Origin of the sequence: Occallatibacter sp. (assembly GCF_036502485.1) — a bacterium.
Taxonomy (GTDB): domain Bacteria; phylum Acidobacteriota; class Terriglobia; order Terriglobales; family Acidobacteriaceae; genus Telmatobacter.
Genome location: NZ_DASXYM010000025.1, coordinates 94,606 through 107,288 on the forward strand (window position 1 = coordinate 94,606; position 12,683 = coordinate 107,288).

The window sequence follows — 12,683 nt, forward strand, 5'->3', positions numbered from 1 at the left end:
AAATCCCCTACGTCCGATAATGGATATTCGGGATAGTGCAAAGAACTGGGTGAATTTCTGCCTGGCCGACGATGAAAACTGGGGCGTTCCCTGCCGTTTTCGGGCCCTACATCTTGTAGCGGCCAAGATCTTCGTCGTTCAGTCCTTCGAGCCAGCCGCGCTGTTGTTCACTGCTCTGACCTTCCGTGCTGGCCGAGGTGCCGATGCGGGCTGACTGCAGCACCTTTTCGGCCACATAGATTGGGCAGTCGAATCTGAGGGCCAATGCGATCGCATCGGACGGACGGGCGTCTACAATCACCGGCTCGTCTCCCTGGCGCAACCACAGGACCGCGAAGAAGGTATCCCCCCGAATCTCAGTGATGACTACGCGATCCAGCTGCCCATTCAAGTGATGGATCAGGTTTCGCGTTAGATCGTGCGTCATGGGGCGCGGTGCCGCGAGCTTTTCCAGTTCGAGAGCGATGGCGTTCGCCTCGAAGGGTCCCACCCAGATGGGCATAACGGAATCGGAGGCGGGATCTTTGAGGACGACAATCGGCATGTTTGTAGCCGGGTCCATCATGAGTCCGCGAATTCTGACCTCGATGTCCATAAATCCTCTTGTGACTTTTGACGTGCGGTCCTGAGGTTTAGACGGCTTCGCCTACCAGGCTGTTTGGATGCGTGGCAGTGATCCGTACTTTCAGATAACTGCCCGGAGCCGGAGCGATGGGGTTCGGCCAGGTGAAATTCACAGGTTTGTTCTGGCTGCTGCGGCCCGAGACCTGTCCGCGCGCCGGATTCTGGCCTTCGACCATCACTTCCATTACCTCACCTAAGTGGTTCGCGTAATTGGCTCTTTGAATCTCCCGCTGGCGATCAAGCAGCACTTGAAGCCGGTGTGCCTTCTCGGCTTCAGGAATGGAATCGATCATGACCAGAGCCGGCGTGTTCGGCCGCGGTGAATACTTGAAACCGAAGACGCCATCGTACTGCACTTCGGCCAGCAGGTCCATGGTTTGGATGAAATCCTCTGGAGTTTCGCCGGGAAAGCCGACGATAATGTCGGTGGAGAGCGAGATGGTGCGTTTCGCTGCCCTGATCCAGCTGATTCGTTCCAGGTACCAGTCGCGGGTGTACTCCCGTGCCATGGCTTTCAGGACGCGGGATGAGCCTGACTGAACCGGCAGGTGCACGTGGTCGCAGAGGGACGGGAATGCGTCGATGGCTTCGACGATGTCCTTTGTGAAATCGCGGGGATGGCTGGTGGTGAAGCGGACGCGGCGGATTCCGGGGACCTGGCTGACGGCGGCGAGGAGTTCAGCGAAGCTCAACTTCCCTTCCGCGTCCTTGAAGCTGTTGACGTTCTGGCCGAGGAGCTGAATCTCGGTATAGCCAAGGTCTGCGATTCGGCGCGCTTCCTCGAGGACGGAGCTGGAGGTGCGGCTGCGCTCTTTACCGCGGGTGTACGGGACGACGCAGTAGGCGCAGAACTTGTCGCAGCCTTCGATGATGGTGATGTAGCCGCGGTAGGGGTTCTGGCGCGAGGTGTACTCGGTCTCGAAGGTCTCGTCGGTCTGTCGGTCGTCGAGGCCGGTGATACGGTGCTCGCCGGCTTCAAGTCGGGAGAGCATTTCGGGGAGCTTGCGGTAGGACGCCGATCCTGAGACGAGGGAGACGTAGGGCGCGCGCTCGAAGATCTTCTCGCCTTCCTGCTGGGCGACGCAACCGAGCACGCCAAAGCGCTTACCGGCTTTGTAGAGCTTCTTATAGTCGTTGAGGCGGTTGAAGACCTTCTGCTCTGCTTTGTCTCGGATGGAGCAGGTGTTATAGAGGATGAGCCCGGCTTCCTCCTCCGAGTCGACCCGGCGGTAGCCCTCACGCTGCAGAGTGCCAATCACCTTCTCGGAGTCGTGCGCGTTCATCTGGCAGCCGAAGGTCTCAAGGTAGAAGGTTTTCTCGGGCGCCATAGCACTCTTGAGTATACCGTGAGGATGGTTCCGAGGCCGCCGGGCTCTGGCACGTGTTTACTGAACTGCAAACTTCCGCCTGCCGCAATGAGTGGGACCGTGGACTGTAAACGGGATGAATCCGCAGGAGAATTAAGAGGAATTGCCTGTGGATAAGTGATGTGGCTCACATTTGACTCGTATCTATCATTTTTATAATCAATATGTTACGTTTCAAGGTGAGTCGAAAGGCAAAAAAAAGCGCACTAGGTAATGTTTTAGTTAACTGTTGGTCGATCAAGTGGTCGATCAAGTGTGCGCCTGCTGCGTGTAGAGCCGGATATGGGGCCGATTTGGACACACTGAACCATCGGCCATGAACGGCACGGAAATGATTATGGGGAAGTTGGCTCGAACGGGGATGTATCGGCTGTCACAGTTCTCAATGCATTCCGGCAAAGCGGTGGCTGCGACTGGTTTTCCGCATCCTGTGAAGTTGTGCCGTGACGCCTATGCCGCCTCGAAGCTCTCCGGGGGGGGTGGGGGGTGGGGGGCGGATGGCCCCCACGAGCGCTGCCGTTTCCGGGGAAAAACAGCAACGCGACTCATCCGGGATTCAGGCAGGAAAGCGGGGTTCAACCAAACCACCGGTGCGAGACCTGGGGAATGTGATCGCGGCTCAGAGGTCCCTTACAAACAAAGCCGTGGGATTGCCACCCGAGGTACTGCTGACGATGCGCACCTGGTCACCTTTATCCGCGCGGAAGTGGTCTCCGGGAAGGGCGCCGGTGGTGCTCTCGGCTACTGTCTTGGGGTCGATGCTGAAGTTCTGCACTTTGCCGGATTTGTCCTGCACGGAGAGAGTGTGCGCGTGGGAGTCATACTTCGTGACGGTGCCTTCAGTCGAACTGAACGGGCCTGCGCCGAGGCTTTTGAGCGCCACCACGGTGCGGGAGTCGCCTTTTCCGTAGTAGTAGAAAACAATGACATAGGCGCCCTGCTTGTCGAAGGCGTCGGCCGCGGTGCTGTCCGCCTCAATGCGTTTGTCGAAGGCGATCCGCGCCTTCCCATTGGTATAGAGCTGGAAATCAGTACGGGGGCCATTGTCCACCAGGACGGAGATGGTTTTGGCGGCGCTGTTGATGGCCGCAACGGTTCCGGTGACCGCGTGGATCATTTCCTGGGCATGTGTGAGACCCGGCATGGCAGCCACGCAGGCTGCTGCCAGCAAACATGTGCGCGAGAAGGCTCGCATCATGAGCTTTACTCCTGAGCTGAATTGAGTTGCAAGGCAACGTGCAGAGGGCCCGTCGCCGAATGCGATGAGTATAGTCCGGCGACCGTTCATGTCGCAATACGATGCTTATGCCGAACCGCAGGTTATCGGTCGTTGGGCTATTCGTGCCGGCGTGCGAACAGGAGGAACTCCTGGTTCCCTTCCGCGCCGGTGATCGGCGATGGGATAACGCCCACGATGCGCCAGCCTAGCGAGCGCACGCAATCCGTCACCTTGTCGATAGCCAGTTGGTGCGCGGCGGGATCGCGCACGATGCCACCCTTGCCGACGTTTTCCCGGCCGGCTTCAAACTGGGGCTTGATGAGGATGACGGCCTGGTGCAGCGCCGGGGCCGCCTCGAACACAGGCTCCAGAAGCAGCGTGGCGGAGATGAAGGACACGTCCATGACCAGCAGCGACGCCTCACGACCGAGCGATCCCGGCTCCAGCAGGCGCGCGTTGGTGCGTTCCATCAGGCGTACGCGCGGGTCGTTGCGCAGTTTCATGGCGATCTGACCGAAGCCGGTGTCGACGGCGGTTACGGTTGCCGCGCCGCGCTGCAGCAGGCAGTCGGTAAAGCCGCCGGTGGAGGTGCCTACGTCAATGCAGGCGCGATCCTGGATCGCGATCCGCCAGTGATCGAGCGCCCCTTCGAGCTTGAGTCCGCCGCGGCTAACGTACTTCAGGTCTTCGCCGAGGAGGCGAATGGCAGCCTCAGAGGCAACCGCCGCGCCGGGCTTGTCGACCTTCTGCTCGTTGACGAGCACGCGGCCGGCGAGGATGAGCGCACGGGCACGCTCGCGGCTGGGCACCAGCCCGCGGTCGACCAGCAACACGTCAATGCGCACCTTTGCGGCCACAGTTCTACGTTATCCTTCTTCCCGAAAATGAAGAGGGCCGTCCCGGCGGGAACGGCCCTGATTCGCGATGCGCCCGAGGTAATTACGGGATGGGCATCCTGGAGCAGGTGGCACTCGCCGGGGCCAGAACGTTGGGCGGCAAGTTGCAGGGTTGCCCGTAGCCGGGCTTGCGGCTGACCACGGTGACATTGCCCTTGTTTGCGTCCTGGGTGGTAACGCGCACGTCGACAATGTTGCCCTGCACCAGCACGTTGGCGTCGATGATGTCCTGATCGGTGCGGAGGATGGTGAGGTAAGGGCTGTCCGGCGATGCCGCATAGACCTTGCCGTAAAGCGAGTTCTGCGTTGAAGCGACCGTGCGGGGATGGCCGTTGACGGGCAGAGTCTTGGTCAGGGTGTGGCTGGTGAGATCCACGATGCTGACGGTGCCGTCCGCCTGGTTTGCGGTGTAGGCGCGGCTGCCGTCGTTGAGCACGGTGACGCTGGCGGGATTGGTACCGACCGGAATCGTGTACGTTGTGCCGAAGGTCGGGCTGTCGTTTCCGTAGATGTCCAGGCTCACGTCAATGACGTTGATGGCGTTGCCGTCGTAATCCGATACCACCATCTGGCTGGTTTTGGCGTTGTACTCGGCATAGACGGGCCCGGCGATTGCCGGAACGCCAGCGCCGCCGAGGCCGGCCGATGTGGAGAGGGGCAGGCGGGGATGGGAGAAGTACTGCTGCCCGGCCTGATTGGTGCATCCGGTGGGCGGGGGGCAGCGGTCATTGAGCGTGTTGTTCTCGCTGTCGATCACGGTGATGGTGTCATCGCCGCGATTCAGCACAAACAAGCGCCTGCCGTCAGGGGACTGAACACCGTAAACCGGGCACTTGCCGAGCGGGATGCGCGCGGAAACGGTGTTGCTGGCGGTTTCAATGGCGTCGGCCTCGCCGAGGGCCGCGGTGGTGCGCGGGGCTACGTTGCAGGCCACGCCGGTCGAATCTGAAAAGCCCTGCGAGATAACGTAATTGCGCTGCCCGATTGAAGAGGGTCCAATGACGGTCAACGGAGTGGCCGCGACCGGGATGGCCAGCTTGAATGTGGCGGGAAACCCACCGAGGACATCCACCACGTCGCCGGAGAGGTCAGCAGCGTAGAGGCCTGCGGACGGCGAAAACAGGTTCAGGACCTTCGCGGTCGCGGGCAACGTGGTGTATTCCACGTTCTTCTGCTGGAGCGTTGCGGTGACGGGGAAGTTGGTCAGGGTGCCATCGCTGTTGACGGTATAACCGTTGGAACCGGTCTGATCGATGGTGAAGGAGGTTGGTCCCGGGCCGATGGGCGCGGTGGCCATGATGGTATCGCCGGAATAATCGATGATGGTGGCCACGCCCGGAGTGGTGCTGGAGGGCGCGGAAACCACGGCCACGAGCGACGCGGGCTGCGAAGCCGGCCCACTGGGGCTGGTCGGTGTGATGACCGGCCGATAGCCCGCACCACATCCCGCCACCATGGCGCCGGACACAACGAAAGCGGTCGCCTGAACCAACCGCATTTGCGCCTGGTTAAAACGTGAAAAACAAAGCTTCATTCAGTTTCGTTCCTGCTTACTCAGGTGATTGTAAATCAGCGTACCGCCGGTTCTGATCGGATGGGGTTTAGACGAAGGATACCGGCGGACGTTGGGAAGAAAGTGCAGAGCCATCCCGCCGCGAGGCAGGAGGTTTGCTTCCGGTTTCCTATTTCTGCCCTACGACTTCCACAATGGAGCTGTCGGAGTCGCTCCACGCCGCGGCGCCCTCATGCGTCAATTTCTGCGCGCCATCGTCCCACTTGAGGTGGGTGATGGATCCGGCGCCGTTCTCATAGGCGTAGGTAACGCCGTCGTCGTTGAAGAGGGTGAAGCTGGAATCCGCGCCGGGATACACACGCACCTTGGCAATGGACTGTTTGTCGTGCGTGCTCTCAACCATGGAGCCGAAGGGGATGATGGACCCGGCGCGCACGAAGAGCGGAATCGTGTCGATGGGGGCATCCACCTTAATGGTCTGGCCGCCTTTCACCTTTTCGCTGGTCCAGTAGTTGTACCAGTCGGATCCGGCGGGCAGGTAGACCTCGCGGGTGGTGGCTCCCTGCTCCGTGACCGGGGCGACAAGGAACGCGGGGCCAAACATGTACTCGTCGCCCATATCAGCCACCTTGGGATCGTCGGGGAAATCGAGCGGGAGCGCGCGCAGGAAGGGCGCGCCGGTTTCCCACGTCTTGTAGCCGAGCGAGTAGATATAGGGGATCAGTTCGTAGCGGAGGCGGAGGTATTTCTCAAGGATGGGTTCGGCGCCTTTGCCGTAGCTCCAGACCTCGTTCTCTTCGCGGCTGCCGTGGGTACGCATGATGGGCAGGAAGGTGGCGTACTGGAACCAGCGGGTGTAGAGCTCGGGGTAATCGTCATAGCCGCCTACGACCTTGCGGGCGTCAGAGGGGTCGAGCAGCGGCGGATGCGCCGGCTTGTGCACGCTCGGCAGCCACTGCCAGCCGCCCGTGTCGTTCGACCAATAGGTGAGGCCTGTCGCAGCGAAGTCGAGGCCTGTGGGGATCTGGCGGCGGTAGGTGTCCCAGGTGGGGTAAATGTCAGACGACCAGAAGATGGTGCCGTTGGACTGCGCGCCCAGCCAGGCATCGCGGGAGAGAATCGCGGCGCGCTTGTTGGGCTCGTCTTTGCGGTAGCCGTCGTAAAGCGCCTTGGTGTGGAAGTACGGATAGACATTGAAGTACTGCGTGCCGGGTCCAACGTGCAGAAAGGCGCCGTTGGGAGGCAGGTCAGGCTCGGTCTCGTCGGCCCACAGGGCGTCGAAGCCCAGGCTCATGATGTTGGTGTGGACGATGTTCCAGTACCACTTCGCGGCATCGGGATTGGTGGTGTCGATGTCGGAACCGGCGCGATCGTAAGGGAGGCCGTTTTCCGGGGTGCCGTCGGCCAGTTTCTCGAACCAGCCGTTTTTGTTGACGGTGTCGTAGTAGCGGGACTCCGGCGTGAACCGCGGCCACACGCTGATCATGGTCTCGAAGCCCATGTCGTGGAGCTGCTTGTTCATCGCCTTGGGGTCGGGCCAGTACTTTGGATCCATGTCCATCTGCCCCATCTTGGTGTAGTAGAACCAGTCGACCACGAGCATGTCGGCGGGGAGATGGCGGTCGCGGTAGCCCTTGGCGACGGCGAGCAGTTCCTCCTGCGTGGAGTAGCGCTGCTTGCACTGGATGTATCCGTAGGCCGCCTTGGGCAGCAGGTGCGTGGGGCCGGTCAGCAGCTTGTATCCAGCGTAGATCTCATCCGCGTTGCCGGCGGCGATGATGAAGTACGACACGCGGTTGCCGGCCTGGGATTCGAACCTTGTCTGCTCATTGAAGCCGGCTTCGATTTTGGTCTTGGCGGGATTGTCCCAGAGTATCGCGTAGCCTTTGTTGCTGAGCATGAAGGGCACGCACACGGTGGGCGCGGCCGCGGCGAGGTAGTCGTGCGCGCAGTTGATGGCATGGCCGCGACGGTCGAGATAGCCTTCCTGATTTTGACCGAGGCCGTAGTAGTGCTCGTCGTCACGCGAGGAGAAGCTGGCGCTCATGACGAACGATTTTGGATCGCTGGGGCGGAAGTCATTGGCGAGCTGCGCGGTGCCGTCTTTGTGGTTGTAGACGGCCTGACCCCAGCCTTTCATTTCGACCAGCTTTTTACCGTCGTTTGTCTCGAATCCGATGTGCGCCCAGGGCGCCGAGCCGCGAAAGAAAACCGAGGTGCCGGTATTGCCGAAGAGTTTGGTGGAAGCCGCGCCCCGGGGGTGATTCACGGTGACGGTCATGCGGCTGGATTTGTAGACGTCGCTGCCATTGGCTTCGGTCGCGCTCCAGCCTGCCGGGTCGGGCTTGGCGATGATGCCGTAGCCGGGCGCCGACCTGGCTGCCGCGTCATCCATGCTGATGGAGACGCGCAGAACGTTGGGCGCATAGGGCTCGAGCACGATGGTCTCGCCGCCGCCTTGCAGCACCACGCGCGAAGCCTCAGACTGCGCGGACGCGAGGGGCGGAAGAGCCAGAGACGCAGAAAGAACCGCAACCGAGGAAATCAGAACTGACCAAAACAGGACTGCCGAAAACCTTTTCATTGAGCGCTCCCAAAATGAGCAGAAAACCTGGAATTACTGGCGAGATGAGTGTAACCCGTGAAGGCCTGTTCGCGCCGTGTAAAACGATTCAGCAGCGCAGCAGCTTTCAGCCGTCAGCCCTCGGTTGAGCGGCGGGATGCAGCAGCGATGGAAGGCTTGCGTTTCGCATCACGCTACGATAGAAGCGTGCCCTCGCAATCTCTTGCCTGGCAATCGAAGCTGATCCTGCTTCTCGTGATTCCCTGCACCGCTGTGAGCGTGGTGCTGCAGGGTCGCTGGTATTTTTCCGTCGCGCCTGGGGTCGCCATCTGGACGCTGGGCCTGAGCGCGCTGCTGGGAGTGGCGGCACTGATTCTCCGCGCGGGGACGCCCGCGGCGTCTGCAACCGGCGCATTGCTCACGGCGGGGATGATGTTCGGCGCGGTGCAGGGCCCGTTTGAGCCCTGGAGATCGGCCATGGCGCCGATTCTGGCGTTCATGGTGCTGACCTCGCTGGCTACGCGATTTGGGGGCGAGCGCAAGCAGCGCCTGGGCACGGGCGAATCGAACCATGGGCGCGGAGCTGCGCAAGTGGCTGCGAATTTGGGGTTCGCTACGGTCGCGATGAATCCGGCGGTGCAGGCATGGTTTATCGATTCACGGCTGTTTGCGCTGGTGGCGTCGGCGCCGTTCTCCATTTTGACGCCGGCTCTGGCGGCGCTTGCTGAAGCGGCCGCGGACACAGTGTCCTCCGAGATCGGGCAGGTGCTCGGCGGGAGGCCGTTCATGCTCACGACGTTCCGCCGCGTTGATCCGGGCATGGATGGGGCGGTCAGTCTCGCCGGTACCGTTGGCGGGATTTTTGCCGCGACGGTTGTTGCGGCGGCGGGTGCATGGGCGCTCCATGGCAATTTGGAGATGTTTCTGCTGAGTTGGGCGGGGGGAGTGTTCGGGCTGTTCTTCGACAGCCTGCTCGGCGCCACGCTGGAGCGTGCGGGGTGGCTGAATAACGATGCGGTGAATTTTGTGTCGACGGCGAGCGCCGCCGTGTTCTCACTCATGCTGATCGTGATCTTGCCGCACCAGGCAATGACCGGCTTCTGAGTTACGTTTCCGCCTCAATCCAACCTCAAACGCCAAAGCGTATAGGTCACGATCTCGTGCCAGATGGGGTCGGCAGGAGGGGTGTACGTTTCGGTTTTTTCGCTCGGGGGGCGTGGGGAGGTCAGGACGTTGAGCCCATCCGCTGCGCAGATGGCGTGAATTCGGAACAGGTGCATGGCGTCGCTGACGATGACGATGCGGCGCAGGTTGTTGGCGCGGGCAATCACGGCCAGCCGCGCGGCTGACTCCGACGTGCTGCGGCTGTGCGTTTCGGCGATGGTTGCCGTTTCGGGGACGCCGGTGCCCATCAGATAGGCCTGGCCGACGCCACCTTCTGTGAAAGCGTCGCCGCCGGGGCCGCCCAGCGTAATGATGAGAGGCGCGATGCCGCGCTCATACAAGCTTCTGGCGTGGTCGAGCCGGGCGCGGTAGACGGGCGATGGCTTTCCGGCATACTCGGCTGCACCAAAGACGGCGATCGCATCGCCAGGTTCTGCCTGGTCGGTGTTTGCGAAGTAGCGGATCTGCGCGGCGACCCACCAGCACCAGAGAGCGGCTGCGGTCAGCAGCAGCAGCACCGCGATCAGGAACCAGCGCAGGACTCCGCGGTTCCATCTTGCCCTGCGATTCATACCCAGTTCGTCTCGGGCCGTGCTCATCACCGTCGCTCTAACGCTCCAGCACCATCACGATTTCGTGGGTGGGAATGGCGCCTTCGCGCAGGATCATCCAGCGGCCAGGGCCGAGCGACAGATCCACAATCGTGGTGGGCAGTGCGCGCCCGGTCGGCCCGCCGTCCACGATGAGGGGAACGCGGTCGCCGATCTGGTCGCGGACGCAGGCTGCATGCGTGCACTCTGACGCGCCCTGCAGGTTGGCCGCGGTGGCGGTGATGGGCAGTCCGAACTTTTCTACGACAGCGCGGGGAATGGCTGCGTCCGGAACGCGCAGGGCCACGTTGCCGGTGTTGGCCGTGGAGCGCAGCGGAAGGCGCGTGCCGGCGCGCACGATGATGGTGAGCGGCCCGGGCCAGAACTTGTCGGCCAGGCGATCGAACGAAACGTCGATGTCGCGCGCGATCTGGAACGCCTGCGAGACATTGGCAATCAGCAGCGACAGCGGCTTGTGCTTCTGGCGGCTCTTGAGCTGATAAATCTGCTCCACCGCGCGCAGGTTTACCGGGTCGACTGCAAGCCCGTAGAAGGTATCGGTGGGCATGGCCACCAGGTCGCCCTTCTTCAGGCAGGAGACGATATAGTCAATCCGGTCTGGTTGAGGCTCGTCAGGATGGACGCGCAAGATTTCTGCGGACAAGAGGTCTACCTCAATTTCCCGTAAAGTGCCGTAAACACGGAAGCTATCACAGCGCTCCGGGTGGTGCAAGTCAACCCGCCCGCGCGCGCCGCACCACGGCGCCCCTGACGCTGAAAGAATAGAATCAGGTGAATCGTGGAGGCCCGGTGAATGCCTGTTCGCATTGTACAAAGTAAGCACAACGCGCGGCTGAAAGAACTGCGACGCGCCCTGGTGCGGCCAGGCCGCGACACCCACGGCCTGGTCGGGATCGAGGGGCCGCACCTTCTGGAGGAGGCGGTTCGGGCCGGTGTCCGCGTGGCTTGCGTCTTTGTTGCACAGGACGCGGCAGAGTTGGCCGAGCACCTGCCGGTGTCAAAAGAAACGGACGTCCTGATCGTTCCCCGCCCTCTGTTCAACGCAACCGTGGAGACCGAGACACCGCAGCCGCTGGCGGCGCTGGTGGAACTGCCCGACTGGACCTGGTCTCACATTCTGCGAGGCCGCAGCACCTGGGACCCTCTCGTTGTTGTTTTGGCGGCTATCCAGGATCCCGGCAATATTGGCACCATTCTGCGTTCGGCGGACGCCTTTGGAGCCAGCGGCGTCATCAGCCTGCCGGGAACGGTGAATGCATGGAGTCCCAAGGCTGTGCGCGCGTCGGCGGGCAGCATCTTCCGCATGCCCGTGATCATGGCCACGCTGGAGGAGTGTCTGTTGAATCTGCGGGAATCCGGCATGCGTATCCTCACCACCACCGTGCTGGGTGCCGAACCCGCGGATATGGTGAACTTCACCGGTCCTATCGCGATTGTTATAGGCAATGAGGCGAACGGAGTTCCTGAGGGGATTGCCGAGCATGCCGACTCGCGGGTGACGATTCCCTGCCCCGGCCCGGTGGAAAGCCTGAATGCCGCGGTGGCTGCCGGCGTCCTGCTTTATGAAGCCTGCCGTCAGCGGCAGACCGCCGCGGGCGGGCCGCGCCAGCTTCGAGGTCAGGGCCGATGAGCCTGTTTGACGGCGAGCTGGATCTCTCCAGACGTTCTTCAAAATCGCCGCACGCCGGGGCTCCCCTGGCGGAGCGCATGCGGCCGCGGTCGCTCGATGACTACGTGGGGCAGGAGCATCTGCTGGGTCCGGGCAAGCCGCTGAGGGTGCAGATCGAACGCGACGCCCAGGGTACCGGCGAATTGGGCTCCATGATTTTGTGGGGGCCGCCCGGGGTGGGCAAAACCACCCTGGCCAAGATCATCGCGGAAACCACGAGAGCCAATTTCATTGAGTTCTCCGCGGTCCTCTCAGGCATCAAGGAGATCAAACAGGTAATGGCCGACGCGGCCCGCGCGGCTGAACTGCACTCGCGGACAATCCTGTTTGTGGACGAGATCCATCGCTTCAACAAGGCCCAGCAGGATGCGTTCCTGCCTTATGTGGAGCGCGGCACCATCCGGCTTATTGGCGCCACGACGGAAAATCCGTCCTTCGAAATCATCTCCGCGCTGTTGTCGCGCTGCCGGGTGTACGTGCTGCAGCCGCAGAGCGAAGAGCGCATTGCGGGACTGCTGCGCAAGGCGCTCGAGGACACGGAGCGCGGGCTGGGCGCGATGAACCTCGCCGCCGACGATGACGCGCTTCTGCTCATCGCGGGGTACTCCAGCGGCGATTGCCGGTCGGCCTACAACACGCTCGAAGTGGCCGCCCAGCTTGCGGAAGAGGGCACGAAGCGCATCGACAAGGCTGTAGCCGGGGAAGCCGTGCAGCAACGCGTGCTGATGTACGACAAGTCCGGCGAGGAGCACTACAATCTCATCTCCGCGCTGCACAAGAGCGTGCGCAACTCCGATGCGGACGCGGCGCTCTACTGGCTGGCGCGCATGTTTGCCGCCGGCGAAGACCCCATGTACCTGGCGCGCCGCGTGGTGCGCATGGCTGTGGAGGACATTGGCCTGGCCGCACCGGAAGCGCTGAATCTGTGCCTGAGCGCGAAGGAGGCAATGGACTTCCTCGGCTCGCCTGAGGGCGACCTGGCGCTGGCTGAAGCCGTAGTGTATCTATGCCTCGCGCCCAAGTCGAATGCGGTCTACACCGCCTACGGCGCGGTGCA

The 12,683-nt window shown here is 62.1% G+C and carries 11 protein-coding genes; 3 read left to right on the plus strand and 8 right to left on the minus strand.

Features of this window, described 5'->3' with window-relative positions; all coding sequences use genetic code 11:
* Window positions 1–106: 106 nt before the first annotated feature.
* The 6 genes from VGL22_RS04655 to VGL22_RS04680 all read right to left on the minus strand — a co-directional run bounded on the left by VGL22_RS04655 (window position 107) and on the right by VGL22_RS04680 (window position 8,203).
* Window positions 107–595 (minus strand): bifunctional nuclease family protein, encoded by a 489-nt coding sequence (locus VGL22_RS04655; RefSeq protein WP_465265724.1) that lies wholly within the window; start codon window positions 593–595, stop codon window positions 107–109.
* Between the two features lie 37 nt (window positions 596–632).
* Complete coding sequence (gene miaB, locus VGL22_RS04660; RefSeq protein WP_465265725.1) at window positions 633–1,952, minus strand: tRNA (N6-isopentenyl adenosine(37)-C2)-methylthiotransferase MiaB; 1,320 nt, start codon at window positions 1,950–1,952, stop codon at window positions 633–635.
* 658 nt (window positions 1,953–2,610) lie between these two features.
* Window positions 2,611–3,189: a hypothetical protein gene (locus VGL22_RS04665; RefSeq protein ID WP_465265726.1), complete on the minus strand. Its 579-nt coding sequence runs from the start codon at window positions 3,187–3,189 to the stop codon at window positions 2,611–2,613.
* Window positions 3,190–3,326: 137 nt separating this feature from the next.
* Window positions 3,327–4,067 carry a TlyA family RNA methyltransferase gene (locus tag VGL22_RS04670; RefSeq protein WP_465265727.1) on the minus strand — a complete coding sequence of 247 codons (741 nt, stop codon included), beginning with the start codon at window positions 4,065–4,067 and terminating at the stop codon, window positions 3,327–3,329.
* An 82-nt stretch (window positions 4,068–4,149) separates the two neighbouring features.
* Window positions 4,150–5,604 carry a YncE family protein gene (locus VGL22_RS04675; protein ID WP_465265728.1) on the minus strand — a complete coding sequence of 485 codons (1,455 nt, stop codon included), beginning with the start codon at window positions 5,602–5,604 and terminating at the stop codon, window positions 4,150–4,152.
* A 184-nt stretch (window positions 5,605–5,788) separates the two neighbouring features.
* Window positions 5,789–8,203: a glycoside hydrolase family 31 protein gene (locus VGL22_RS04680; protein ID WP_465265729.1), complete on the minus strand. Its 2,415-nt coding sequence runs from the start codon at window positions 8,201–8,203 to the stop codon at window positions 5,789–5,791.
* Window positions 8,204–8,350: 147 nt separating this feature from the next.
* Here VGL22_RS04680 and VGL22_RS04685 point away from each other — a divergent pair, with 147 nt between their 5' ends.
* Window positions 8,351–9,286 carry a DUF92 domain-containing protein gene (locus VGL22_RS04685; protein WP_465265730.1) on the plus strand — a complete coding sequence of 312 codons (936 nt, stop codon included), beginning with the start codon at window positions 8,351–8,353 and terminating at the stop codon, window positions 9,284–9,286.
* Between the two features lie 14 nt (window positions 9,287–9,300).
* On the opposite strand, the gene VGL22_RS04690 is transcribed toward VGL22_RS04685, so the two are convergent.
* Both VGL22_RS04690 and VGL22_RS04695 read right to left on the minus strand, forming a co-directional pair.
* A complete protein-coding gene (locus tag VGL22_RS04690) occupies window positions 9,301–9,945 on the minus strand; it encodes a YdcF family protein (RefSeq protein WP_465265731.1) in 645 nt (214 codons plus the stop codon).
* Window positions 9,946–9,955: 10 nt separating this feature from the next.
* The gene (locus VGL22_RS04695; RefSeq protein WP_465265732.1) at window positions 9,956–10,600 is read right to left on the minus strand and encodes an L-threonylcarbamoyladenylate synthase; all 645 of its coding nucleotides are present in this window, start codon (window positions 10,598–10,600) and stop codon (window positions 9,956–9,958) included.
* 150 nt (window positions 10,601–10,750) lie between these two features.
* Here VGL22_RS04695 and VGL22_RS04700 point away from each other — a divergent pair, with 150 nt between their 5' ends.
* Together VGL22_RS04700 and VGL22_RS04705 are read left to right on the plus strand one after the other, a co-directional pair.
* Window positions 10,751–11,587 carry a TrmH family RNA methyltransferase gene (locus VGL22_RS04700; RefSeq protein ID WP_465265733.1) on the plus strand — a complete coding sequence of 279 codons (837 nt, stop codon included), beginning with the start codon at window positions 10,751–10,753 and terminating at the stop codon, window positions 11,585–11,587.
* On the plus strand, window positions 11,584–12,683 hold a 1,100-nt coding region (locus VGL22_RS04705; protein ID WP_465265734.1), incomplete at its 3' end, for a replication-associated recombination protein A. The genes VGL22_RS04700 and VGL22_RS04705, both read left to right, overlap by 4 nt.